Source organism: Bradyrhizobium nitroreducens (genome assembly GCF_002776695.1).
Classification (GTDB): Bacteria; Pseudomonadota; Alphaproteobacteria; order Rhizobiales; family Xanthobacteraceae; genus Bradyrhizobium; species Bradyrhizobium nitroreducens.
Genome location: NZ_LFJC01000003.1, coordinates 19234 through 41375 on the forward strand (window position 1 = coordinate 19234; position 22142 = coordinate 41375).

Genomic DNA, 22142 nt, shown 5'->3' on the forward strand with positions numbered 1-22142 from the left:
CGTCGAATCCATGGTATAGAGCCGGCATGGATCCGTTATTGATCAAGCTGATCGGCTTTGCCGCCGCCACCTGTACCACCGTGGCCTACGCTCCGCAGGCCATCAAGGTGTGGAAGACCCGCTCCACCGGCGACATCTCGCTCGGCATGTTCCTGGTCATGGTGCTGGGTCTGGCGCTCTGGCTGATCTATGGCCTGCTATCAGGCGATGCCCCGCTGATCGCCTCGAACGCCGTCACCATGCTGCTCGCCGGCGGCATCCTGGTGATGAAGCTCAGATACGGCTGAGCTTGATCATGCCCCCGGCTCTTCGCCGGTCGAAAGACCAAGTCGCTTGTATTGCAGCTTCACCGCGCGATAGCATTCGCAGGTCGCCCTGTTGAGCTCGGCAACGTTGATGATCTCGATGTGACCGCGGCTGAACCGAATGATGTTAGCCTGCTGAAGAGCGTGGGCGACGAACGAGACGCTGTTTCGGCGGACGCCGATCATCTCGGCCATCAATTCCTGCGTGAGCTTGAAGCGATCGCGGCCCGACAGATCCCGAACCCGCAGGAGCCATCGCGCCAGTCGCGCTTCGACGGTATGTGATGCATTGCAGCCCACGGATTGCTGGGCCTGAACGAACAGCGCCTGGCTGTGACGCATCAGGTTGTCTCGAAACGCCGCACTCTGCTGGGCGAGAGCACGCAGGCGGGCAGCCTCGATCAACAAGGCCGCACCGGGCACCAGCACGACGGCGTGAACCAGTGCCACGGGTTCGCCCAATACGCCGAAGGTGCCAAGGATGCTGTCGGGGCCGACCAGCGCCACTTCGATCCGTTCTCCTGCTTCGAGCTCGACAACGAGAGACACGACCGCTGTGAGCGGAAGATGGGCCCACACGACGGTCCGGCCAAGCTCGATCAGTGAGGCCCCTTCCCGAAGCTCGACAGCCTTCAGATGCCCGCGAATGGCCGCGAAGTCGGCCGGGTCAAGCGACTTGAGAAAGGCGTTCTGAAACGGATCTGGTGACACTATCCAATTCTTCGGAAATTCATGCCGCAACGATCACAACCATAGCGCGACGACGAACCAGGAGAAATTGCCGGAAATGCCTTGATATGCACGATTGCGTGCGGATGATCGACGCGCGCCAACACCTCTATGTCACGACTCAACTACTGCGGGCAACGATCTCGAATCGTCTGTCCGAATTCACTTGCTTTTGCCGGCGCACGCGCCCAAGGTCGCTATGTGCGTTACCGGACATAATTCGGCGGGCCCGGTTGGACTAAGCGATATCCCTCGCTGCCGCTCGGAGCGCATCATGCCCAACCACTATTTCCGGATTACCAACTGCGACGGCGGCACGATCGAGCATCTGGCCGAGATCGCGGACGTGAAATCGGCGTGGACAGAAACGACCAAAGTGTTCGGGGATCTCGCCCGCGGCTGCGGGCTCAAGGAAAATGCCGAATGGCGCATCGAGCTTCTGGGCTCGAGACGGGAGCCGCTGTATCGCATCCGGCTGCTCGCCGAGACATGTGAGGCCGTCGCCTCTGCTTGTCTGACCGCAGACAAGGGCGAGCCCTGCTGACGTTTTGCGACGGCACGCCCGCGTCTCTTATGTCAAAATTTGACACAGTGAAATAAAGACTCGCTATGTGCGGTACAGCTCTTACTGTCGTCGCATTATCGGATATCCGCATGAGGCACCGATAGCTGAGAGTTCTTTGCGCTCCCGCCTGTCCCCGGGAGCGACAAATGAAGAACCTCTTATTGAGGCAGCTTTCCGAAGCCGATCTCAAGATTCTCGAGCCACATTTGAAGACAGTCGCCTTCGAGCAGCACTCCCTGCTGTTCGAAGCCGATCAGGAAATCCGCTCCGTCTACTTTCCCGCCGGCGCAGTCATCTCGCTCGTCGTCACGCTCTCGACCGGCGAGATGATCGAGACCGCGATGGTCGGCATCGACGGCGTCGTCGGCGCCGCCGCCGCGCTGGACGGGCGGATGTCGCTCTGCCGCGGCATCGTTCAACTCGGCGGAAACATCGTCGTCTGCAATATCGACGCCCTGAAGACAGCCGCGCTGCAGAGCTCCAGGCTGCTGGCTCTCTTGATGCGGCACGAACAGGCCGTCTACGCCCAGGCCCAGCAGTCCGCAGCGTGCTTCGCCTCGCACAGCGTCCAGGCCCGGCTCTGTCGCTGGCTGCTGCGCGCGCGCGATCTATCCGGCAGCGACCAGCTCCAGTTCACGCAGGAATATCTCGGGCAGATGCTGGGCGTTCGGCGCTCGAGCGTGACCGTGGTGGCGCGCACGCTGCAGGCGGCCGGCCTCATCCGATACGCGCGCGGCAAGATCAGGATCCTGGATGCCGAGGGACTGGAGGAAGGCACATGCGAATGTTACGCCGCCGTCCGGGCCCGCTATGAGCAATTGCTGGGAACGGATACGACGAAACGGATCGACGCGATCTCGTCGTAGGCCGCAATCGCCGGCGATCGCGCGATTTACGCCTGACCGCCAAACACATACGACGCCATCGCAACATTTGCGACCTCGTCGACGAAGACGCGCTTGCCCGTGTCGCTGCCGGCGGCGCCGGCGGCCACCATCAGCGGCAGCAGATGGTCCTCGCGGGGATGCGCGAGGCGCGCGCTCGGTGCGGTCTCCCAATCCACCAGCATCGCATTGCGGCGGGCCGGATCCGGGTTGCTGATCGCCTCGTTCAGATAGGCCTCGAAATCGTAGGAGACCGGCCTCGACTCCGGCCGGTTGAAGCCGCGCATGTTGTGATAGGTCAGCCCGCTGCCGACGATCAGGATGCCCTCGTCGCGGAGCGGGGCGATCGCCTGCCCGACCTTGATGTGCTCGGCCGCATCGTAGGCAGACTTCAGCGAGAGCAGCACGATGGGCATGTCGGCTTTCGGATACATCAGGCCGAGCGGCACGAAGGTGCCGTGATCAAATCCCTGATTGGGATCTTCCCGGCAATCGACACCGGCACGCGTCAGCAGCGCCTTCACTTGCGCGGCGAGCTCGGGCTTTCCCGGCGCCGGGTATTTGAGGTGGTAGGTATGCTCGGGGAAACCGTAATAGTCGTACACCATCGGCGGATGCGCAGAGGTCGACACGGTGAAGGCATCGGCCTCCCAATGACCGGTGATGACGAGCACCGCCCTCGGCCTTTCGGGGAGCAGTTGCGGCAACCGGCCGAACTCCTCGGCGGTCCGGGCATACTGCACCCGCCTGTCCTCCATGAACGGCCAGGGGCCGCCGCCATGCGACAGAAACAGGGTCGGAAATCGCGTCATGGGGCTCGTCTCGTCGGCAACAGGCGCGCCAGTTCCCGCGCGACCGGCGGCGAGCATAGGCAAACCGGCATGGTTAGCAAGTCGTTAACGATTTGCCGCCCAAAATCGGGCCGTGGCCGAAGCAGTCGGCCTGAAGACAAGTGAGACGTGAGATGAGGAAGTTTGCGCTGGGGGACGTCGTCAACAGTGACAAGGGCCGCCGCGGCATCGTCCGCGCCGCCTTCAAGTCGCGCGAAGGCCAGCAGTTCTACGCCGTCGAGAAGGACGGCGCGGTGGACTATCTGGAGGAAGACCGGCTGACGCCGGCTCCCCGGGTCGAGCTCGCGGCGTAACTCCGCTTCACTCTCCTCGCGCTAGCGCGCGAGCCGGTCAAGACGCTCCGCGAGGGGATCGTCGCCGCTCGCGATGCGATCGTTCGTGATCAGCAGCAGGCGATCGCCGCTTGCGGCTCCATCCCAGCGCGGCAGATCAGGGCCGTTGGGATCGCCGCTCCGGGCGAAGTTGGTCCAATAGGAGCGGATGCGGCCTGCGACCTCGCGATCGCCGCGCGAGAAGATACTCGCACCCAGCACCCCCTCCACGCCGAAGATGAACTGCAGCTCCTGCCCGCGCCCGCCCTCGGGGTTTGCGCGCCGGGCCTCGGGCACATAGGCGAAGCGATAGCGGAAGGTTGCCGCGCCGGTTGCGGCGTGCAGACGGGCCAGCAATCGTGCGGGCTCGGAAAAGACCTTGTCGGTATAGAGCCGCGCCGCAAGGTCGGAAGGCCTGGCGAGGTCGGGATAAAGCTTGCGCAGCTCATCGCTCGCGATGCCCGACGACGCAACTTCCTCCTTGACGTCGAGCTCGGTGTCGAAACCGGTCTCGTCGTCGTTCGAGCCGATGATCAGGGGAATGCGGCTTTGATGTCCGGCCGCAAAACCCGCGGCAACGTCCTCGGTCACCAGACTTCCATCCAGCATCGGCGCGAAGCTGCGCCGCGATGTCTCCAGAAGTCGGATTTCGGCGGCAAGCAGGCGTCGCGGCTCGACGGCGCGCACATCCGCCAGCGATCCCAGCACCGCCACGAACTGCCGGCCGATCTCCGCCTCCTGCGCCGATCGCAACCGGGCGCGCGCGGGGATCGATTGCAGAATGGCCTTCTGGAACAGACCACGCGCTTGCGCACACAGCATCAGAAGCGCGATCGACCTCGCGCCGGCGTCACGGCCAAACAACGTGACGTTCCCGGGATCGCCGCCGAAGGCCGCGATGTTGTCGTGAACCCAATGCAGCGCGGCGATCTGATCCATCAGGCCGAAATTGCCGGAGCCGCTTTCCGACAGCGCCGGATCCGCCAGCCAGCCGAGCGCGCCGAGGCGGTAATTGGCGGTCACCACGATGAGGCCGGCCTGCGCCAGCCTGGCACCGTCGAACAGCGGCTCGTTCGCGGTGCCGGCGATGAAGCCGCCGCCGTGAATGAACATCATCACCGGCAGCGGCCCGTCGACCCCGAAGGGGCGGAACACGTTCAGCGTGAGACAATCCTCGCTCGCCTCTGGCCGGCCCGGCTGAAGACAGGGCACGCCGTACTCGTAGGCGGTGTGCATCTCCGAGCTTTCCGGCGCCGGCTGCGGCGGACGCCAGCGCAACGCGCCGACCGGCGGCGCCGCGTAAGCGAGGCCCTTGAACGACGCCACCTCGCCCTCGACGGCGCCGAGCATCTGTCCTTCACGCGTCAGCGCGAATGGAAACTGTCCGACCGGCTGAGCCGTGGCCGAGCCGGCGAGCAAAGGGAATGCGGAAGCCGCAATGAGCGCAAGCAGGGATCGCATCTTCTGGGCATTTCGATGCGCGGAGAATTTCCTCTGAGGTTATGTCCGCGGCGCGCCACGAGGCAAGCCTGACGGCTCACTCACCGCGCTTTGCGAGAATCTCCGCCAGCGCGCGCCGCGCGATGATGCCGAGCTCGCCGAGCGTGGAGTGCCCCGCCTGCGCGGCCTCGATCAGGCGCTCGGCGATGAACTTGCGGCTGTCGTGATCGCCACCATGCGGCAGCTGGCGGCAGGTCTCCTCCAGGACGACGTCCATGTTCGCTTTGGTCCGCTCACTCAACTCTGGCATGACGCTCGTCGCTACGCGTGGCTTGTAACCGCAAGCATACACAGGCGGATCAGGCATGATTAGCCCGGGTGATCACGGCCATTGTGCATCGCGATGCGTGCAACGCCGCGACATTCACGTGGCCACGATGCCGCCGCAAACGACCACCGAAGATTGCACTTGCTCTGATGACAAGCTGAACCTGCAGCGATAGCCTGCCGGCAAAACAAACTTACGGGAGGAAATGCGATGTCTGACGCAATGGTTGCTACACGTGCCTCCGAGGAACGCGGAACCGCTCAACAGGTCGACGTCGCCGTGGTCGGCGCCGGATTTTCCGGCCTCTATCTTCTGCATCGCCTGCGCAAGGCCGGCTTCTCGGCCGTCGCACTCGAGGAGGCCGGCGACGTCGGCGGCACCTGGTACTGGAACCGTTACCCTGGCGCACGCTGCGACATCCAGACCATCGACTACAGCTACACGTTCGATCCCGAGCTGGAGACGGCCTGGACCTGGTCGGAGAAATACGCCACCCAGCCCGAAATCCTGCGCTATCTCGGCTTCGTCGCCGATCGCTACGACCTCAGGCGCGACATCCGCTTCAAGACCAAGGTCACGGAAGCCCGATGGGACGAGAAGGCCGAGCGCTGGCTCATCACCACCGACAACGGACCGCCCGTCTCCTGCCGCCACTACATCATGGCCACCGGCTGCCTCTCGGCGCCGAAGCCGCCGGAGATCGAGGGAGTCAAGGAATTCAAGGGCGAGGTCTATTTCACCGGACGCTGGCCGCATGGCGGCGTCGATCTTAAGGGCAAGCGCGTCGCCGTGATCGGCACGGGCTCGTCGGCGATCCAGTCGATCCCGCTGATCGCCGAGCAGGCCGCGCATCTGACCGTGTTCCAGCGCACGCCGAACTTCGCGCTGCCCGCGCATAACGGCCCGGCGCCGTCGGACCGCATGAGCCTGCTGAAGAGCGACCGCGCCGCCTATCGCGAGCAGGCGCGCCAGTCGATGGCCGGCGTGCCCTACCCGCAGCAGACCGTCGTGAGCTGGCAGTTGAGCGATGCCGAGCGTCGCGAGCGATTCGAACGCGCCTGGGCCGCCGGCGACCTCGTCCACATCCTGACGCAGCTCTGGGCCGATCAGGCCGTCGATGTCGACGGCAACAAGATCGTCCAGGACCTGATCCGCGAGAAGATCCGCGCTGCGGTCAGGGACCCGGAGACGGCGGCGGCGCTCATGCCGGACGACCATCCCTTCGGCGCAAAACGCCCCTGCCTCGACACCAATTACTACGCCACCTACAACCGGCCGAACGTCACGCTGGTCAATCTGCGCCAGGAACCGATCAAGGCGATCACCGCAAGCGGCATCTCCACGAGCAGCCGCAGCTTCGACCTCGACGTCATCGTGTTCGCGACCGGCTTCGACGCCATGACCGGCGCGATCCGCGCCGTGCATCCGATCACCGGGCGCGACGGCAGATCGCTCACCGACGTCTGGGCGCAGGGGCCGCAGACCTATCTCGGGCTCACGGTGGAAGGCTTCCCGAACTTCTTCATGATCACGGGGCCCGGCAGCCCTTCGGTGCTGTCCAACATGGCGGTGTCGATCGAGCAGCATGTCGACTGGGTGGTCGACCGCCTGGCCGCTCTGCGCGATGCCGGCTTTACCACGATCGAGCCGACCGAGACGGCGCAGGCCGGCTGGAGCAGGCACATGGCCGACTGCTCGATGCTGACGCTGCACCGGCTCGCCAACACCTGGTACACGGGCGCCAACGTGCCCGGCAAGGTGCAGGGCCTGATGCCCTATACCGGCGGCGTCGGCCCCTATCGCAGCATCTGCGACGAGGTGGTCAGCCGCGGCATGCTCGGCTTCAAGCTCACCGGCCCTGATGGCGCCACGCAATGCAATGACGGCGAGGTGGTGCGGCTACAGCCGGATGTGCGGCTGGTGCTCAACCTGCTCGCAACGCTCAACCTGCCGCCGATCGAGTCGATGGGGGCGGAGGGCGCGCGCGCGTTCGTGAACGAGTTCAACAAGAGCCGGCCTGCGGGGCGGCCGATCGGCGACATCGCCGACGGCACACTGCCCGTTGCAGGCGCCGCGCTGCCCTACCGCGTCTACAAGCCGGCAACGCCGGGACCGCATCCGGTCGTGGTCTATTTCCACGGCGGCGGCTGGGTGCTCGGCGACGAGCAGTCGGACGAGCCGTTCTGCCGCGACATGGTGCGGCGGACCGGCATGATGTTCGTCAGCGTCGGCTATCGTCACGCGCCGGAGCATCGCTTCCCGACCGCGGCCGAAGACGGCTATGCGGCCACGCGCTGGGTCGCCGAGCACGCCAGCGAGCTCGGCGGCAGGCCGGGCCCGGTGCTGGTCGCCGGCTGGAGCGCCGGCGGCAACGTCGCTGCCGTCACCTGCCAGCTCGCGCGCGATCGTGGCGGGCCCGAGATCGCCGGCCAGCTCCTGATCTGTCCGGTCACCGACTGCAGCTTCGACCGTCCCTCCTACAACGACAATGCGACGGGCTACTTCCTGACGCGCTCGCTGATGTTCTGGTTCTGGGACCTCTATTGCTCGCCGGCCGACCGCACCGATCCGCGCGTCTCACCGCTGCGCGGCAAGGTCGAAAGGCTGCCGCCCGCCTTCGTGGCGACCTGCGAGTTCGATCCGCTGCGCGACGAAGGCGTCGCCTATGCCGAGGCGATGTCGGCCGCGGGCGTCCCGGTCGAGCAGTTGAAGGCACACGGCCATTTCCACTCCTCCTTCACCATGGTCGACGTGGTGATCACGAGCGTGTCGGGCCGGATGCAGATGGCCGAAGCCCTGCGGCGCTTCGCCGGGCTTCCGCCGAAGGTCAGCGTCGGCGACGAAGACAGCCCGGGCTTCAAGATCGCGGCGGCAGCGAGCTGATCGCGACAAGGCGGCCGGGAAACCTTTTCCCGGCTGCTGCGTTGTGAAGTTGTGGCATTGAGATACAGCGACAGGTGTGGCCCCGGCACGCAAATCCGCCTGCTGGGGCGTTTTTTGCGTGAGGCGGGACGATGGGGGACGCGGTTGCGGAGTCAAAGGTCGATTTCAGTGCGCTTGCGGTGCTGAACAAATGGCCGTCGCTGGCCAATCGGCGTCAACCGGACCGTGAGCCCTACCAGGTCCTCGAAGGTACGCTCGACGCGTGCATCTCGGCGTTCATGGACAAGCCGGCGGCAACCCGGCACCTCTATGAGATTCGCACCATCGCGCAACCGCCGCTCGTCACCGAAATCCTCGCGCCCGAGCACGTCCTCGAGCTCTCGCGCTTGAGGGAATTTCTCTGAGAGCACTTCACGGCAACGCGCAAGGAACCTTCTTCCGGTTCTTCCCGTTAACGGAGATCGGAAGCCAAGTCGCGAGTGCCCAAAAGATGCTTGAAGCTGGCCTGTCATCTCCCGTCGTGCCCTATGGCGCGGACCAGACCCTGTTCGTGGTGATCGACCGCCGCGACAACGCGACGGAGATCCGCGTCGAGCGGAGCGATCTCGACACCACGATCGGCGAGCTCGTCGCCGGCTGCTTCAACGATCCCATCAAGGTGATTTCGTTCAACACGCTCGAGCATTGGACGAAGGACATCTCGACGGATGTCGCCGGCGAGATCCGCACACGATGCGATATCGACGGCGTGACACTGCCCGACTATCTCAGCGACTTCGTCGAGAGCCATTCATAAATGGCGCTGCATGGAGAGCGCTACGCCATTTCGCGCAGGCAATAAAAGCGCCGCTTCCGCGGCGCTTTTCGTCTGGTGGAGTCAACCTCAGTGGTGCCAGAACAACGCCAGCAGCAGCACGATCGGCAGCGGCACGCCAAGCAACCAGAGCAAAGCACCTCGTCCAAAACCCATGATGTCCTCCTCTCTCTCACTGCCCATATGACGCAGGAAAGAGGAAGAAGTTCCGCGCTTCACAGGAAGCACGAATGCGTTCAGAGCATGGTTTGCAGGCGTTATGCGCGCCGATATTTGCCGGCGATGACCTCGATCTCGCGGCGGCGTTCGTCGGCGAAGGCCAGGAGCCTTTCGATCGTCAGCGTATCCGTGATCCGTTTGGCGAGCCGCTCGGCGCGCGCGGCCTGATCTTCGAGATACTGGATCGTGTTCAAGCGCCCGCCTCCCCAACAGCCCCAAATTTCCGGACAGGCATGGTGCTTGAGAAGCCGCTAACAGCCGGTTAAGCAGGCGGGCCGAACGCGATGCCTCCAACTCACTGCACCACGTCGAGCCTGACATTGGTGATGCCCTTGTCGACCATGCCGAGCGCCTCGGCTGCGGAGGGCGAGATGTCGACCACGCGGCCGCGGACGAATGGCCCGCGATCGTTGACCCTGACGGTGACGAAGCGGCCGGAGGATACGTCGGTGACGCGCAACCGTGTGCCGAACGGCAGGCTCGGATGCGCCGCGGTCAATTCGTTACGGTCGAACTTCTCGCCGCTCGCCGTCTCCGTGTCCGAATAGAAGCTGGCAAGGCCGTGCGAGGCTTGCTTTGCCTCGCCCGGCGCCTCGGGAACGCGCGCCCGGTTGATCGGCCTTGGATGCAGCGCCGCCACCCGGTGCGGCCGCTCGACCGCGGCCTGTCGGCTGGTCCCTGCCAGATCGGCCTTCTGGCGGCCGACCGGCGATTGCGCGCAGGCGGCGAGCGAAGCGGCAGCGATGATGGCGAGCAGCAGCCGGGATGCGGCTGCGGGGAAAATCCGGGCAGTTTCGGCACGTGCAATGCAAGACATGGTACGCCCCTCCGAACTGGGGCGGATTTTCGGTGGGCAATGAGGGCAGAACCTTGTCGGAACAAAAGCAGGCGTGGGGCCGCCGCCGTTTCGCACCAGCTGTGACGATTCCACCACAGTGACGCGTCCTGAATCGGGACAGCGGCGCGAAAAATCAGCCCGAGACGACCCGCCACGCGATCGGGCGCGGATCAGGCTGGGGCCCGTTGGCCTCAGCCTCGCCCTTGAGGAGCCGCGCAAGCTCGCGCCGATAGAGCCGCCGCCAGCCGGTTTTCAGGCCGGCGAGAAAGTCGAGCTCCACTTGTGTCAGTGTGCACATCATGAACCCGATCCGGTTGCGAGGGCGGCGCCGTCAGCCGACGAGACCGGCCATCGGCTTGATGTCCGCGCTGCCCGGGAAGACCGCGTCAGCCAGCACGGTCTCCTCGACGCGCAAATGATCTCTCAGCAGGCCCTTCAGCACGGCGCGCAAATCGATGGTCGGCTTGAGATCGCGATCCTCGAGCAGTTGCGCCGGCTTCAGCCCCGGCCAGTCCGCAATGACGCGGCCGCCGGCGAGACCGCCGCCGATCAGGAACGCGACCGTGCCGGTGCCGTGGTCGGTCCCCTGCGTGCCGTTGATGCGCGCGGTACGGCCGAACTCGGTGACGACGGCAACGACCGTCTCCTTCCAGGCTTCGCCCATGTTGCTTTCGATCGCGGCGAAAGCACCGTCGAGCGCGCCGAGCAGATCATAGAGCTGGCCCGACGCTGCGCCTTCGGCGATATGCGTGTCCCAGCCGACGAAGCCCATGGCGCCGACGCGCGGACCGTCCTGCTTGGCAAGATAGCGCGCGGCGGTGCCGGCGGCTTCCGCGAAATAGGCGCGCACGCGCGCGATGCCCGGCGGCGCCAGCGTCGGATCATCCGGCATCGCTTCGCCGGTGCCCGGTGCGCCGTTGAGCGAGGCCAGCTTCATCCGCGCCTGCAGCACGGTCGCAAGCTTCGGGTCGGTGTGCTGATAGAGATCGAGCAGGCGGCTCTGCGTGTCCTGGCTCGCCGGCAGGAGCCTTTGCGGCACCCAAGTCATGACGGGCGCGGAGCCGCGCACCACCAGCGGCGTCACCGAGCCGATGCCGAGCGCGCGGCTGCCGCGCGGATCGACGCGGCCGCCGCCTTCCATCGCGAGCAGCGCGCGATTGAGCCAGCCTGAAGCGGCCGCGCCCGGCTTGGTGAAGCCGCTCTCCAGCACGTCCTGGCCATCGAAATGCGAGCGCTCGCGATAGGGCGTGGCAGTGGCATGGACGATCGCGGCCTTGCCGCTTTTGTAGAGCCGGTGCAGGTTCGGCATCGCCGGGTTGAGCGCGAAGAAGGCGTCGAGCGGCAGCGCCGGCGGCTTGCCGTCCAGCACCAGCGCGCGATCGCCGCGCAAGGCGATCCAGTCGGGATCGCCGACCGGCGCGACGGCGCCGAGGCCGTCCAGCGCGCCGCGAAGAACGATGACGAGCAGGCGCGGATCTCGACCTTCGGCACGCGCGATCCGCGGCATCTGGCTCCACGCGAACAGTGCGCCGGAGCCGGCCAGAAGCTCGCGCCGCGTGGGCAAATGATTGACGACGCCCATGCTCACCTCCTCTGGAAATCTGCCGACATGAACAACAGTGCCAGCGCCTGCTGCCGGCTCTCCGCACGGCCGACCGCCTGCTTCACCTCGGCGGCGATCTCGGACGCAAAGACGTCCTCGATGATGGCTTGCGGATCGGCCAAGCCGGAGACGCGCTCGGCAAAATTGTTGGCGACGTCGAGCCTGCGGCCGACGCCGTCGATCCAGCTCGCTTCGTCATCCGGATATCCCTTGGGCGCAGACGGACGCCACAGCGGCTCGCCGAGCAGCTGCTGGCCGCCGGTGTAGAGGACGGGATCGACCTGCGTGATGCCGGTCGCGCGCACCATGCCGACGCCCCATTCGCTCGGACGCTTGAGCTTCGCCGGCGGTACGCGCCAGGCCTCGTCCGACGACACCATCGCGATCGCGACCTGCTTGAGATCGCCTTCGGTATCGCGAAACGTCTTGGCCATCTGCTCGACCAGGGCCGGCGGCGGCTCGTCGGCGACGAAATGGCGCGCGAGCTTGGTCGCGACATGGGTCGCGGTTGCCGGATGCGCGGCGAGATCGCGCAGCACGGCGCGGCCCTGCTCGACGTCCTCCTGCTCGTATCGCTTGCCGAGCACGGTCTGTCCGCCGGGCTCGTGCAGCCGGGGATTGAAGGTGAACTCGCCGCCATGCTCCGGATTGTCACCGGGCGGAACAAGCGTCCATCCCGTCATGACGTTGGCGAAGCTGATCACATCGTCCTGGGTGTAGCCGGTGCGCACGCCCAGCGTATGCAGCTCCATGATCTCGCGCGCGATGTTCTCGTTGAGGCCGCTGTTGCGGTTGATGCCGGCGGTCGAATTGGCGCCCATCGATGCCAGATTGTCGAGATAGAACAGCATGGCCGGATGGCCTTCGGCCGCCAGCAGCAGGTCGACGAAGCGGCCGAGCGTATGAGCGCGGATCGCCTCGCGCTCATAGGCGCCGGACATGCTCTGGATCTTGTTGGCCGAGACGCAGAAATGATTGGACCAGAACCACACCAGCCGCTCGGCAAAGCCGATATCGGCCGCGAGCGCGGCTTCCGTGCGCAGCTTGGCTTCCTGCAGATAGATTGGACGGCCCGGATCGGGAATGGCGTCGGCGGCCTGCTTCGCCGCCATCTCGGCTGCATCCTTCTCCTGCGCATAGCCCTGCGCCTGACCCTCACGCCGCGCTTCGGCCTGATCACCCGCAGCGGCCGACGCCATCTGCTGCTTCTTGGCCTGCTGCTGCGCCTGCTTGGCGCGCGCCGCTCGCCGCGCATTGGCATCGGCCACGGTGCGATAGGCCTTCGCGCTGGCGGGAAGACTGGCTGCAGCGCTCAAGCCGAGCGGCCGGTCGAGCTCGGCGATCAGCGCGCCGCGCGGGTCGCTCCCGATGGCGGCAATCGATCCCGGCCGCGGCCCCATCCCGAAGCGATGCAGCGCCAACACGGCTTCGGCCTTTGCGGAATTGCTCATGGCGATTGCCCGGCTATAGGCTACGAGTTGTAATGCTACTTATTGTAACATTCAAGATCAAGGCCGACAAGGGGGGGATTGCTGCACCTCCCGCGTCCTAAAGCGCGATGAGATTTGGATGAATCGTCATCGCGCTTTAGGTTGTTGTTTGCGCATGATCTTTCCGGAAAACCGCTTCGCACTTTTCCGGATCATGCTTTAGGCGAATTCCTTCAGCAGCGCACTGCCGGCCAGATAAAGCCCGAGCAGGATCATCGCGATCAGGAACCAGCGACGGAACGCTTCCGCCGGCATCCGGGCCCGCACCGACTGGCCGATGAACATGCCGGCGAAGGCCATCGCCATGCCCACGGCGCCCGGCACCGCATTGGCCGGCGTCAATAATCCGCCGACGGTGAGGTTGAAGGCGAGCGCCAGCGTCGCCGTCGTGAAGAACACGCCAAGCGCCTGCACCAGCTCGTCCTTCTCCATGCCGATCGCCTGCATGAACGGCATCGAGGGGATCACCTGCACCCCGGTCGAGGCCGAGATCACGCCGGTGATGACGCCGACCACGGCGCCGACCCATCCCTCGTTCGCGGGCGCGACGTGGAACTTGAACTTTTTCAGGCCGATCACCGCGTAGATCACGAGCAGGACGCCGAGCACGATCGTGCCGTAGCGCGCATGCGGGCCGGTCAGCGCGCCGGCATTGAGCCAGCAGCCGATCACGGTGCCGATCATCAGCGGCCATAGCCGCCGCAGGATGTCGCGCAAATAGGGGCCGGCGAAGGTCTGCCAGATGTTCGTGACGATGGCCGGCACGATGACGATGGCGATCGCCCGGCTCGGCGCCATGCTCACCGCGAGCAGGCCCATGGAGACCGTCGGCAGGCCGAGGCCGACCACGCCCTTGACGAATCCGGCGATCAGGAAGACGGCGGCGATAACAATGAGAAGCGGGTCGATCATGTCCGCACATTGACCGAAGCCGCGCCGGCGCACAATCTGGAGGTTACGGAGTTAGCCTTCGTTTGAAACGAAGTCTGAGGAGACCTGCCATGCGCTTTGACCTCGTCGATCTCCAGCTCTTCATCGCGGTCGCCGACCAGCGCAGCATCACCCGCGGGGCGGAGCGCTCGCATCTGGCGCTGGCCTCAGCCAGCGCGCGCATCAAGGGGCTCGAGGACGCGCTCGGCGTCGCGCTGCTCAAGCGCGGACGGCGCGGCGTCGAATTGACCGCAGCCGGCGAGAGCCTGCTCGACCATGCGCGGCTGGTCATCCACCAGATCGACGCCATGCGCGGCGATCTCGCCGGCTTTGCCTCAGGCGTGCGCGCCAGCGTGCACTTCCTCGCCAACACCTCGGGCCTGTCGGAGCATCTGCCCAAGGCGCTGGCCGGCTTCCTTCACGAGCATCGCGACATTGCCGTCGACATCGAGGAGCGCGAGAGCACCGACATCGCAGCCGCGGTCACCGCGGGCGCGGCCGATCTCGGCTTTGCCGCCGAGCACGCACTGCCCGACCACATCGAGCGCTTCCTGTTCAGCGAGGACCGCCTGGCGCTGGTGACGTCGAAACGCGGCCCGTTCGCCGGCCGCCGCCAGATCGATTTCCAGGAAGCGGGGGCGTGCGACTTCGTCGGGCTGACCAGCGCCACCGCGCTCCAGATGCATATTTCGAAGCATGCGGCGAGGCTCGGCATGCGCCCGCATTTCCGCGCGCGCCTGCGCGATTTCGACGCGATCTGCCAGATGGTCGCCGCCGATGTCGGCGTTGCCCTCGTGCCCGAAGCCGCCGCCCGCCGCTGCGCGAAGTTGATGCCGCTCGCCATCGTCCGCCTGCGCGATGCCTTCGCCAACCGCCGCCTTGTGATCTGCGCGCGCAGCTTCAAGGCGCTGCCGCGGCCGGCGAAGATGCTGGTGGAGCATCTGAGGGCGGAGGCGGTGTGAGGCTTCTTACCCTCCCCTGGAGGGGGAGGGTCGATCGCGCGAAGCGCGAGCGGGGTGGGGTGATCTCTCGACTCGAGCAGTGTCGGATGTGGAGATACCGTCACCCCACCCCGTCTCACATTTCGCTGCGCTCATGTGAGCCGACCCTCCCCCTCCAGGGGAGGGTAAGAAAGACCTACTTCGCTGTCTCCACGCCGGCGTCCTTGATCACCTTCGCCCACTTCTTCGTCTCATCGGCGATGAAGGCGCGGAAGTGCTCCGGCTCGTCGCCGATCAGCGTCGCGCCTTGCGCCGCGAGCTTCTCCTTCACCGCCGGATCCGCCATCGCCTTGGTCGCGAGAGCATGCAGCGCGGTGACGATCTCCTTCGGCGTGCCCTTGGGCGCGACCATGCCGTACCAGTTCTCGATGCGCAGATCGGGAAAGCCCGCTTCCGCCGTGGTCGGCACGTCGGGCGCGGTCGGGGCGCGCATCGCCGAGCCGATCGCGATCGGCCGCAGGGCGCCCGCCTTGACCTGCGGCAGCAGCACGGGGAGATCGAGGAAGGTCATCTGCACCTGCTGGCCCAGCAGATCGTTCACGGCCGGCGCCGCGCCGCGATAGGGCACGTGCACGATGTCGATCCTGGCCGTCAGCTTGAACAGCTCACCGGCCAGATGTGGCAGGCTGCCGGGTCCCGAGGAGGCGAAGTTGAGCTTCCCGGGCTGCGCCTTGGCGAGCGCGATCAATTCGCCGATGTCCTTCGCCGGCACGTTGGTCGCCACCACGAGCATTTCCGGCACGGTCGCAACCAGCGTCACCGGCGTCAGATCGGCCAGCGTGTCGTAGGCGACCTTCTCCATGCTCGGGCTGATGGCGAGGGCGCCGGCCGAGGAGATCGCGATGGTGTAGCCGTCGGGCGGGGCCTTGGAGACCGCGTCGGTGCCGAGCACGCCGCCCTGGCCGCCGCGATTGTCGATCAGCACGGGCTGGCCCGACAGCTCCGACATGCGCTGGCCGATCACGCGGGCGATGATGTCGTTGGGGCCGCCGGCCGGGAAGGGCACGATCAGCTTGATCGGCTTTGCAGGAAAATTCTGCGCCGCCACCGCTGACGGCAGCATCAGGAACAATCCAAGGAGAAGCCTGCGTGAGATGGTCATGCAAGCCTCCCGCTCGCGCTTGTTATTGGTTCAGCAGTTTCAGCGCTTCTTCGTGGACCCTGGCGTCGCCGGCCGCGATGATGCGGCCGCCGCCCTGGGCCGGCTTGCCTTCCCAGGTGGTGACGACACCGCCGGCCCCGGTCACGATCGGGATCAGCGCAGCGATATCGTAAGGCTTCAGCTCGGTCTCGACCACGAGATCGACGTGGCCGGCCGCCAGCATGCAATAGGAGTAGCAGTCGCCGCCATAGCGCGACAGCCGCGCGCCTTGCTCGATGCGGCCGAAAATGGCGCGGTCGCGCTCGTTCATCAGCAGGGGGCTGGTGGTGTAGGTCGTCGCCTCCGACAGCGACGCGCAGCGGCGGACCTGGAGCCGGCGCTCGCCGGAGGGGCCTTTATAGTTGGCCGAGCCGTTGTCGCCGGAGAAGCGCTCGCCGATGAAGGGCTGGTGCATCATGCCGAACACCGGCGCGCCCTTGTGCAGCAGCGCGATCAGCGTTCCCCAGATCGGAAAGCCGCCGATGAAGGATTTGGTGCCGTCGATGGGGTCGAGCACCCAGACATAGTCGGCGTCCTCGCCCTCATTGCCGAATTCCTCGCCGACGATGCCGTGCTGGGGGAAGTTGGCCTTGATCAGCCGCCGCATCACCGCCTCCGCGGCGCGGTCGGCCTCGGTGACGGGATCGAAATCCTTGGTCTTGCTCTTGTCGTCGATCGACAACGAGGTGCGGAAGAACGGCAGGATGGTTTCGCCGGAGGCGGTGGCGAGCCGTCCGATGAAGGCGGAGAAGTCGATCACCGTCACGGCGTATCCTCAAAGCGAAAGTTGGATGAAGCTCGACTCCTGCCTAGCTCAATTCGCCTCCCGCGTGCAGCGCTGTCTTGATTTGCACCCTGGTATTTTGGATGCCGCCGCCCGCTGCCTCATCCAAGTCATCCGCTGGCCAAATATCGATCACGGCGTTGAAAACTTAGTTCCGGGGATGCCTTGTTCGTATGCAAATGATAATCAACCCATTGAATTTCCTTATCAAAGAAACTGAATCTGGGTTTCCATGGAAGCAACTGAGCCATGTGCTTATTGCATGGGAAACGGCTCAAAAGCCCTTGCGCTTTGTGCGGCGCGGTCGCATATTGTTGCGGTGCGGTAGCGCTTGGCGTTACCGCTGCCCTCCTTGGGCGTTTCCTCCCTAGACTTGGGCCGCTTGCGTCATTCGCGAGCGGCCCTTTTTTCTTGGGGCCGCCGCTTTCGTTTTGAAGCGCGCGGCGAAGCCAGGCGAAGGCGCGGTCGCGCTCATCGCGGGATGATCATTCTTCCAGAGAGAAGTCGGCGCTTATTCCGCCGCGGCCTGGAACGGGCCGAGATCGCCGAAGGGAATCGTGGTCGCCAGCACCTCGGCGAGGACGCCGAAGTCGGCCGCCACTTGCGCAAAGCGCGGGCCGCGCTCGCGCCGCCGCTCGTCCATGTAGATCGCGCGGTTGAGCTCGAGCTGCACCGCGTGCAGGCCGCTCGCGGGATTGCCGTAATGCTCGGTGATGAAGCCGCCGGCATAAGGCTTGTTGCGGCCGATCGAATAGCCGAGGCCCGTCATGGTCTCCTCGACCCTATCAGGCAGAAGCGGCGTGCAGCTCGTGCCGTAGCGGTCGCCGATCACGACGTCGGGCCGGCGCGGCTCGTCCCTGGAGACGCCGACCGAGGGCATCGAGTGGCAATCCACCAGCACCACGGTGCCGAACATCTGGTGCACCTTGTTGATCAGCCGGCGCAGCGCGCGGTGGTAGGGCTTGTACAGCGTCTCGATCCGCCCCAGCGCGTCGTCGACCAGGATGCGCTCGCGATAGATCTCCTGACCGTCGCCGACCACGCGCGGAATGGTGCCGAGGCCGCCGGCGACCCGCATCGAGCGGGTATTGGCAAAGCTCGGCAGCCGTCCGCTGAACATGCGGGGATCCAGCTCATAGGGCTCGCGATTGACGTCGACATAGGAGCGGGGAAAGTTGACCCTGACGGTCGGAAAGCCGCGCTCGCTCAGATGGCCGATCAACTCGTCCATGAAGGAATCTTCGGACCGCCGCAGCGTCAGCAGATCGATCCTGGAGGCGCTGAGGAATTCGTCCGGATAGATCGAGCCGGAATGGGGCGAGTTGAAGATGACCGGCGCGCGCCATTGCGCGGGCTCCACGATCTCGAAGGCTGGCGACGTCTCGCCGTCAAACCGGGTCATCTTCTCAGGCTTCGTCCCTTCGCGCCGGGATACGGCAGTGGCCGGACCGCATCGATTCGGCCGATCGAGCGGCTCTTATGTGTCGTCATTGTCCGGAATCGCAACCATTCTGCCAAGCGAAAAGATGTGATGGCCGTTGGAACATGTCTTAACCGTGTGGGCAGGGAGGCGGGGATACGCCCGCGCGGCTCGATTGATTCGAGCCGTTTTCCGGTTCACAAGAGGGCGGCAGCGAGAGCCGGCTCAGGGTAAAGATTTTCACCCCAAATTTACCCTCCGTCGGGCTTAGTAACCTCTGCTGATATCCTCTGGGGATGCGACGATTCCTGCCATGCCAAAGATCCTGCTCGCCGAAGACGACAACGACATGCGCCGTTTCCTGGTCAAGGCGCTGGAAAATGCCGGTTTTCAGGTCTCGTCCCATGACAACGGCATGGCCGCCTATCAGCGGCTGCGGGAAGAGCCGTTCGAGATGCTGCTCACCGACATCGTGATGCCGGAGATGGACGGCATCGAGCTCGCCCGCCGGGCCTCGGAACTCGATCCCGACATCAAGATCATGTTCATCACCGGCTTCGCCGCGGTCGCCCTGAACTCGGATTCGGACGCCCCCAAGAACGCCAAAGTGCTGTCCAAGCCTGTGCATCTGCGCGAATTGGTCAGCGAAGTGAACAAGATGCTGGCCGCCTAAATCGGCCTTGTTCCGTCCTTGCGCCGGCTCCCTTGAGCCGTTATAGGGACCCCACCCGACGGAAGTGGACTTTTAGGGCACGTAGCTCAGCGGGAGAGCACTACCTTGACATGGTAGGGGTCACAGGTTCGATCCCTGTCGTGCCCACCACGCTTCGCCAAAAGGCTTCGCGTGGCGCAGCCACTCCCAGAAATGGCGAAGCGTGTCCGGCGTAGCTCGCAGAGCGTAGACGGACTGGTGCGGCTTGCTCGGTGCCGATACCGCGCCGAAGCCCAAAGGGCGCAGGCGGGCCGCCGCCGCGAGCTTCGGCTCGGCAAGCCAAAATCTTACCCTGCAGTCCCGATGTGTTACGGTCGTACACCTCTCTCGCGGGGCCGCCCATGAGCATATCCGTCATCGCGCAAGCCAAGATCCAGGCCCAGGTGCTGGTGCCGCTGGTCAAGGCGCTGCAGGCCGAGCTCGGCACGGCGCGCGCCAATGCGCTGGTGCGCAAGGCGCTCGGCGATCTCTATCGCGGCTTCGGCGAGGAGTTCTGGAAGGCCAGGAACCCCGGCGAGAGCGAAGCCGACCTCGGCAAGTCCGTATCATCCGCCTTCAAGGCCTACGCCCGCGACGACGCGCTCGCCTACGACGTCATCGAGCAGTCCCATGACGCCTTCGCCTTCGACGTCAAGCGCTGTGCCTACGCCGAATTCTACCAGGCGCTCGGCGAACCGGAGCTCGGCTTCCTCCTGGTCTGCACCGCGGACTTTGCGACCGCGGAAGGTTTTGGTCCCGACATCAAGCTCACACGCACGCAGACCATCATGCAAGGCGCGCCGCATTGCGACTTCCGCTATCGGCGCGGCACTGAAAGCGGTGGTCTTTGACTTCACTTGTCGCCCATTCTCGCTCCCTTGAAAGGGGCGATGGTCTGACGCTTCACTAGTCCGGACGAGGCCTCCTGGACGCGGTCGACAACAACCATCGCGATTGCGAGCGCCACCATTCCAGGATCCAGCAAGAGCATGCACGACGTCCTGGACAAACGACGAGCAGGCGGGGCCTTCCAGAAGATGCCCGAGCCGATCGGGTGAACGATCCGGCTCTTCGATTCCGGCAATTTTATCGTGGGCCAGGAATTTTTCCCGCGCCCATCCCATTTGGGTCATGACGGTCGCCCGCCAGCCGCGCCTTTGGTTCTGGGCCGCCTGGACTTGCTCGACGAAGCCAGGGACGCGGTCCGTGGAATGATCAGGTCCATGGCAGTTTGCCGGGGCGAAGGCCTGGTCGTTCCTCGATTGACGAACCTCGGCGGGGCCACGCATGATCGAGGTGGATGGACGCGTTTGGGGGCCAGAGATGAGGCGTTTGACTGCCGTTTTCCTGTTGTTGGTCTGTGCCGCGTCTGCGGAAGCCGCGCCGCCATCCAGCTGCGCCGGAAAATTCATCGGAGACTGGCGCCATTCGGGCAGCGGCAACAGAGGCACGTTGAAGCCGGATGGTGCGGCGTTGTGCAGCGAGCATCCGGCTTGCGCCCAGGGGACATGGACCTGTTCGGGAAACGTATTGACCTACACCAACAGCTTGGGGAGCTGGAATTACACGCTCGAGCCCGATGGGCGATCGATGTCGACGAACGGCGGCGCCGCGGTTGCCGTGCGCATTGGCGCAGTCCCCGCGAGCGCCCGATCCAGGGATCTCGGCTCGGCGGCGAAGAACGTCACTGCCGATATTCTCGGGATCGACAGAACGCCCTCCGCAGCTCCCGAGGCTGGGCCACCCGCCGCGGCCAAGCCGTCCCTCAAGCCGTCCATGGACCGGACAAAGGCCGATTCCGGCGAAGGAGCCGCTCTATTCGGAGCGGGTAAAGAAGCCTTCAACAATGCGATGCGAGCATCGTACGAAAGTCGAAAGAGTTACCTTCGGACGGCCGAGCACTACTTCAAGAGGTCTGCCGAAGAGTTTCGCAAGACCGGCGATTTACAGAACGAGGCGAAAGCGAAGGAGAACATCGAGAAGATCCGAGCCGTCGATGCAAAGACGGCAGATCATGCTCCACCGCCCGAGCGAAAGCCGAAAGCCGCCGGCGGCCAGCTGTCCAGGCAGCAATGCACCACTATGATCAGCCAGATCAACAGAACACAGGTTGCGCTCTTGCGGGATCCGGTCAAAGGCAGCGACGCTGAGCGTGAGGTGCTGAAGCAGCAGAAGGCAGAACTCGAAAAGCGCTGCAACCAATGAGGCTTGCAAGTCTGCCGACGTCGCCGCGGCGGCCAGCCTGGAACATTCCCCTCGAGGCGGTTGCCGGTGAAGGAAGCGCTTCTTACGCGGTCCCTGCCGCCGTCCTCAGCAGCAGCGCCTTCAGTCCGGTCGGATAGAGGCTCGGTCCGCCATCAACGTCGAGATCGGCAAGGTCGAACCAGCGCGCGACGATCTGCTCTCCATTGTCCTCGCAGAAGTCGATGCGGTCCCGGCCGGCGAAGGCGCCTTCTGGAAACGCGACCTCCGCGACGAACACCACCTCGTGGCCGGTCGATCCCTCGTGCACGAAAATGTTCTCCAGCACGACAGGCTCGCTCGTGATGGTCACGTCGATGCCGAGCTCTTCGTTGAACTCTCGCACCAGAGCGGCCCGCCAGCTCTCGCCGAACTCGATCTCACCGCCGAGCGGGCGTACGCCCTTGATGCGCCCGGTATCGTCACGAACCTCGGCCGCCAGCAGCCGCCCGTCCCGCCACTGCAGGCCGATTGCGACGACGCGGATGTGCGGATGAGGGCGCCATGTGGTCATGGGGAACCGTTATCGCGCGCGCCGCCGCCGTGCAATGCGCGGAGGCGCGTTCTGTCAGACCGGATCAGGCTTCGCAGCCTTGATCGACGACTCGCCGCCTGCCATTGTCCGGCCATCCACCACGGCGAGCTTGGTCCGATCGAGGTACAGAGTTCGCCGA

At 65.2% G+C, this 22142-nt stretch carries 27 protein-coding genes and 1 tRNA gene; 13 read left to right on the top strand and 15 right to left on the bottom strand.

Features of this window, described 5'->3' with window-relative positions:
• Positions 1 to 26: 26 nt before the first annotated feature.
• Positions 27 to 287: a SemiSWEET transporter gene (locus tag TSA1_RS00105; protein WP_100174567.1), complete on the top strand. Its 261-nt coding sequence runs from the start codon at positions 27 to 29 to the stop codon at positions 285 to 287.
• Positions 288 to 293: 6 nt separating this feature from the next.
• Here the strand turns inward: TSA1_RS00105 and TSA1_RS00110 are convergent, their stop codons facing one another.
• On the bottom strand, positions 294 to 1046 hold the full coding sequence (locus TSA1_RS00110) for a Crp/Fnr family transcriptional regulator (protein WP_245448052.1): 753 nt from the start codon (positions 1044 to 1046) through the stop codon (positions 294 to 296).
• Positions 1047 to 1308: 262 nt separating this feature from the next.
• On the opposite strand from TSA1_RS00110, the gene TSA1_RS00115 reads away from it, so the two are divergent.
• Positions 1309 to 1578 carry a hypothetical protein gene (locus tag TSA1_RS00115; RefSeq protein WP_100174568.1) on the top strand — a complete coding sequence of 90 codons (270 nt, stop codon included), beginning with the start codon at positions 1309 to 1311 and terminating at the stop codon, positions 1576 to 1578.
• Positions 1579 to 1745: 167 nt separating this feature from the next.
• Entirely contained in the window at positions 1746 to 2465 is a 720-nt protein-coding gene (locus TSA1_RS00120; RefSeq protein ID WP_100174569.1) for a Crp/Fnr family transcriptional regulator, read from the top strand.
• A gap of 26 nt (positions 2466 to 2491) precedes the next feature.
• Here the strand turns inward: TSA1_RS00120 and TSA1_RS00125 are convergent, their stop codons facing one another.
• A complete protein-coding gene (locus tag TSA1_RS00125; RefSeq protein WP_100180890.1) occupies positions 2492 to 3295 on the bottom strand; it encodes a DODA-type extradiol aromatic ring-opening family dioxygenase in 804 nt (267 codons plus the stop codon).
• Positions 3296 to 3447: 152 nt separating this feature from the next.
• Between TSA1_RS00125 and TSA1_RS00130 the strand changes: the two genes are divergently transcribed.
• Entirely contained in the window at positions 3448 to 3627 is a 180-nt protein-coding gene (locus TSA1_RS00130) for a hypothetical protein (RefSeq protein ID WP_097665084.1), read from the top strand.
• Positions 3628 to 3648: 21 nt separating this feature from the next.
• Here TSA1_RS00130 and TSA1_RS00135 read toward each other — a convergent pair whose 3' ends face one another.
• Together TSA1_RS00135 and TSA1_RS00140 are read right to left on the bottom strand one after the other, a co-directional pair.
• Positions 3649 to 5106, bottom strand: a complete 1458-nt coding sequence (locus TSA1_RS00135) for a carboxylesterase/lipase family protein (RefSeq protein ID WP_100174570.1) — start codon at positions 5104 to 5106, stop codon at positions 3649 to 3651.
• A 76-nt stretch (positions 5107 to 5182) separates the two neighbouring features.
• Positions 5183 to 5395: a hypothetical protein gene (locus TSA1_RS00140; RefSeq protein WP_245448054.1), complete on the bottom strand. Its 213-nt coding sequence runs from the start codon at positions 5393 to 5395 to the stop codon at positions 5183 to 5185.
• Positions 5396 to 5623: 228 nt separating this feature from the next.
• Between TSA1_RS00140 and TSA1_RS00145 the strand changes: the two genes are divergently transcribed.
• From TSA1_RS00145 to TSA1_RS00155, 3 genes are all read left to right on the top strand, one after another.
• Positions 5624 to 8296 carry a flavin-containing monooxygenase gene (locus tag TSA1_RS00145; protein ID WP_100174572.1) on the top strand — a complete coding sequence of 891 codons (2673 nt, stop codon included), beginning with the start codon at positions 5624 to 5626 and terminating at the stop codon, positions 8294 to 8296.
• A 131-nt stretch (positions 8297 to 8427) separates the two neighbouring features.
• Entirely contained in the window at positions 8428 to 8700 is a 273-nt protein-coding gene (locus tag TSA1_RS00150; protein ID WP_100174573.1) for a hypothetical protein, read from the top strand.
• Positions 8701 to 8786: 86 nt separating this feature from the next.
• Positions 8787 to 9092, top strand: coding sequence for a hypothetical protein (locus TSA1_RS00155; RefSeq protein WP_100174574.1), 306 nt, complete (start codon positions 8787 to 8789; stop codon positions 9090 to 9092).
• An 87-nt stretch (positions 9093 to 9179) separates the two neighbouring features.
• Here TSA1_RS00155 and TSA1_RS39215 read toward each other — a convergent pair whose 3' ends face one another.
• From TSA1_RS39215 to TSA1_RS00175, 7 genes are all read right to left on the bottom strand, one after another.
• Positions 9180 to 9338: a hypothetical protein gene (locus tag TSA1_RS39215; protein ID WP_161497172.1), complete on the bottom strand. Its 159-nt coding sequence runs from the start codon at positions 9336 to 9338 to the stop codon at positions 9180 to 9182.
• A 29-nt stretch (positions 9339 to 9367) separates the two neighbouring features.
• The gene (locus TSA1_RS39495; RefSeq protein ID WP_174718673.1) at positions 9368 to 9523 is read right to left on the bottom strand and encodes a hypothetical protein; all 156 of its coding nucleotides are present in this window, start codon (positions 9521 to 9523) and stop codon (positions 9368 to 9370) included.
• A 101-nt stretch (positions 9524 to 9624) separates the two neighbouring features.
• The gene (locus TSA1_RS00160) at positions 9625 to 10146 is read right to left on the bottom strand and encodes a septal ring lytic transglycosylase RlpA family protein (RefSeq protein WP_100174575.1); all 522 of its coding nucleotides are present in this window, start codon (positions 10144 to 10146) and stop codon (positions 9625 to 9627) included.
• Between the two features lie 154 nt (positions 10147 to 10300).
• Positions 10301 to 10468, bottom strand: coding sequence for a hypothetical protein (locus tag TSA1_RS39500; protein WP_174718674.1), 168 nt, complete (start codon positions 10466 to 10468; stop codon positions 10301 to 10303).
• 30 nt (positions 10469 to 10498) lie between these two features.
• Positions 10499 to 11749 carry a DUF1501 domain-containing protein gene (locus tag TSA1_RS00165; protein ID WP_100174576.1) on the bottom strand — a complete coding sequence of 417 codons (1251 nt, stop codon included), beginning with the start codon at positions 11747 to 11749 and terminating at the stop codon, positions 10499 to 10501.
• 2 nt (positions 11750 to 11751) lie between these two features.
• Positions 11752 to 13221, bottom strand: a complete 1470-nt coding sequence (locus tag TSA1_RS00170) for a DUF1800 domain-containing protein (protein WP_100174577.1) — start codon at positions 13219 to 13221, stop codon at positions 11752 to 11754.
• A 198-nt stretch (positions 13222 to 13419) separates the two neighbouring features.
• Positions 13420 to 14172 carry a sulfite exporter TauE/SafE family protein gene (locus TSA1_RS00175; protein ID WP_100174578.1) on the bottom strand — a complete coding sequence of 251 codons (753 nt, stop codon included), beginning with the start codon at positions 14170 to 14172 and terminating at the stop codon, positions 13420 to 13422.
• 89 nt (positions 14173 to 14261) lie between these two features.
• Between TSA1_RS00175 and TSA1_RS00180 the strand changes: the two genes are divergently transcribed.
• Positions 14262 to 15152, top strand: coding sequence for a LysR substrate-binding domain-containing protein (locus tag TSA1_RS00180; RefSeq protein ID WP_100174579.1), 891 nt, complete (start codon positions 14262 to 14264; stop codon positions 15150 to 15152).
• A 175-nt stretch (positions 15153 to 15327) separates the two neighbouring features.
• Here TSA1_RS00180 and TSA1_RS00185 read toward each other — a convergent pair whose 3' ends face one another.
• Entirely contained in the window at positions 15328 to 16293 is a 966-nt protein-coding gene (locus TSA1_RS00185; RefSeq protein ID WP_100174580.1) for a Bug family tripartite tricarboxylate transporter substrate binding protein, read from the bottom strand.
• A gap of 22 nt (positions 16294 to 16315) precedes the next feature.
• Entirely contained in the window at positions 16316 to 17098 is a 783-nt protein-coding gene (gene hisN / locus TSA1_RS00190; protein WP_100174581.1) for a histidinol-phosphatase, read from the bottom strand.
• Between the two features lie 25 nt (positions 17099 to 17123).
• Here hisN and TSA1_RS38715 point away from each other — a divergent pair, with 25 nt between their 5' ends.
• Positions 17124 to 17336, top strand: a complete 213-nt coding sequence (locus TSA1_RS38715; protein ID WP_145984252.1) for a hypothetical protein — start codon at positions 17124 to 17126, stop codon at positions 17334 to 17336.
• A gap of 291 nt (positions 17337 to 17627) precedes the next feature.
• Here the strand turns inward: TSA1_RS38715 and TSA1_RS00195 are convergent, their stop codons facing one another.
• A complete protein-coding gene (locus tag TSA1_RS00195) occupies positions 17628 to 18518 on the bottom strand; it encodes an N-formylglutamate amidohydrolase (protein ID WP_100174582.1) in 891 nt (296 codons plus the stop codon).
• 331 nt (positions 18519 to 18849) lie between these two features.
• Between TSA1_RS00195 and cpdR the strand changes: the two genes are divergently transcribed.
• The 4 genes from cpdR to TSA1_RS00225 all read left to right on the top strand — a co-directional run bounded on the left by cpdR (position 18850) and on the right by TSA1_RS00225 (position 21432).
• The gene (cpdR, locus tag TSA1_RS00205; RefSeq protein WP_007597092.1) at positions 18850 to 19209 is read left to right on the top strand and encodes a cell cycle two-component system response regulator CpdR; all 360 of its coding nucleotides are present in this window, start codon (positions 18850 to 18852) and stop codon (positions 19207 to 19209) included.
• Positions 19210 to 19284: 75 nt separating this feature from the next.
• Positions 19285 to 19359, top strand: a tRNA-Val gene (locus TSA1_RS00210).
• Positions 19360 to 19589: 230 nt separating this feature from the next.
• Positions 19590 to 20078, top strand: coding sequence for an L-2-amino-thiazoline-4-carboxylic acid hydrolase (locus tag TSA1_RS00215; RefSeq protein WP_100174583.1), 489 nt, complete (start codon positions 19590 to 19592; stop codon positions 20076 to 20078).
• A gap of 436 nt (positions 20079 to 20514) precedes the next feature.
• Positions 20515 to 21432 carry a hypothetical protein gene (locus TSA1_RS00225; RefSeq protein WP_100174585.1) on the top strand — a complete coding sequence of 306 codons (918 nt, stop codon included), beginning with the start codon at positions 20515 to 20517 and terminating at the stop codon, positions 21430 to 21432.
• A gap of 82 nt (positions 21433 to 21514) precedes the next feature.
• On the opposite strand, the gene TSA1_RS00230 is transcribed toward TSA1_RS00225, so the two are convergent.
• A complete protein-coding gene (locus TSA1_RS00230) occupies positions 21515 to 21982 on the bottom strand; it encodes an NUDIX hydrolase (protein WP_100174586.1) in 468 nt (155 codons plus the stop codon).
• Positions 21983 to 22142 lie beyond the last annotated feature (160 nt).

Coding starts and splice junctions, on each gene's coding strand:
- TSA1_RS00150 (WP_100174573.1), top strand. CDS start 8,428: ATGGGGGACGCGGTTGCGGAGTCAAAGGTCGATTTCAGTGCGCTTGCG.
- TSA1_RS00115 (WP_100174568.1), top strand. CDS start 1,309: ATGCCCAACCACTATTTCCGGATTACCAACTGCGACGGCGGCACGATC.
- cpdR (WP_007597092.1), top strand. CDS start 18,850: ATGCCAAAGATCCTGCTCGCCGAAGACGACAACGACATGCGCCGTTTC.
- TSA1_RS38715 (WP_145984252.1), top strand. CDS start 17,124: ATGAAGCTCGACTCCTGCCTAGCTCAATTCGCCTCCCGCGTGCAGCGC.
- TSA1_RS00130 (WP_097665084.1), top strand. CDS start 3,448: ATGAGGAAGTTTGCGCTGGGGGACGTCGTCAACAGTGACAAGGGCCGC.
- TSA1_RS00225 (WP_100174585.1), top strand. CDS start 20,515: ATGATCGAGGTGGATGGACGCGTTTGGGGGCCAGAGATGAGGCGTTTG.
- TSA1_RS00105 (WP_100174567.1), top strand. CDS start 27: ATGGATCCGTTATTGATCAAGCTGATCGGCTTTGCCGCCGCCACCTGT.
- TSA1_RS00185 (WP_100174580.1), bottom strand. CDS start 16,293: ATGACCATCTCACGCAGGCTTCTCCTTGGATTGTTCCTGATGCTGCCG.
- TSA1_RS00170 (WP_100174577.1), bottom strand. CDS start 13,221: ATGAGCAATTCCGCAAAGGCCGAAGCCGTGTTGGCGCTGCATCGCTTC.
- TSA1_RS00160 (WP_100174575.1), bottom strand. CDS start 10,146: ATGTCTTGCATTGCACGTGCCGAAACTGCCCGGATTTTCCCCGCAGCC.
- TSA1_RS00145 (WP_100174572.1), top strand. CDS start 5,624: ATGTCTGACGCAATGGTTGCTACACGTGCCTCCGAGGAACGCGGAACC.
- TSA1_RS00135 (WP_100174570.1), bottom strand. CDS start 5,106: ATGCGATCCCTGCTTGCGCTCATTGCGGCTTCCGCATTCCCTTTGCTC.
- TSA1_RS00165 (WP_100174576.1), bottom strand. CDS start 11,749: ATGGGCGTCGTCAATCATTTGCCCACGCGGCGCGAGCTTCTGGCCGGC.
- TSA1_RS00230 (WP_100174586.1), bottom strand. CDS start 21,982: ATGACCACATGGCGCCCTCATCCGCACATCCGCGTCGTCGCAATCGGC.
- TSA1_RS00175 (WP_100174578.1), bottom strand. CDS start 14,172: ATGATCGACCCGCTTCTCATTGTTATCGCCGCCGTCTTCCTGATCGCC.
- TSA1_RS00140 (WP_245448054.1), bottom strand. CDS start 5,395: ATGCCAGAGTTGAGTGAGCGGACCAAAGCGAACATGGACGTCGTCCTG.
- TSA1_RS00155 (WP_100174574.1), top strand. CDS start 8,787: ATGCTTGAAGCTGGCCTGTCATCTCCCGTCGTGCCCTATGGCGCGGAC.
- TSA1_RS00215 (WP_100174583.1), top strand. CDS start 19,590: ATGAGCATATCCGTCATCGCGCAAGCCAAGATCCAGGCCCAGGTGCTG.
- TSA1_RS00195 (WP_100174582.1), bottom strand. CDS start 18,518: ATGACCCGGTTTGACGGCGAGACGTCGCCAGCCTTCGAGATCGTGGAG.
- TSA1_RS00120 (WP_100174569.1), top strand. CDS start 1,746: ATGAAGAACCTCTTATTGAGGCAGCTTTCCGAAGCCGATCTCAAGATT.
- TSA1_RS00125 (WP_100180890.1), bottom strand. CDS start 3,295: ATGACGCGATTTCCGACCCTGTTTCTGTCGCATGGCGGCGGCCCCTGG.
- TSA1_RS39500 (WP_174718674.1), bottom strand. CDS start 10,468: ATGATGTGCACACTGACACAAGTGGAGCTCGACTTTCTCGCCGGCCTG.
- TSA1_RS00180 (WP_100174579.1), top strand. CDS start 14,262: ATGCGCTTTGACCTCGTCGATCTCCAGCTCTTCATCGCGGTCGCCGAC.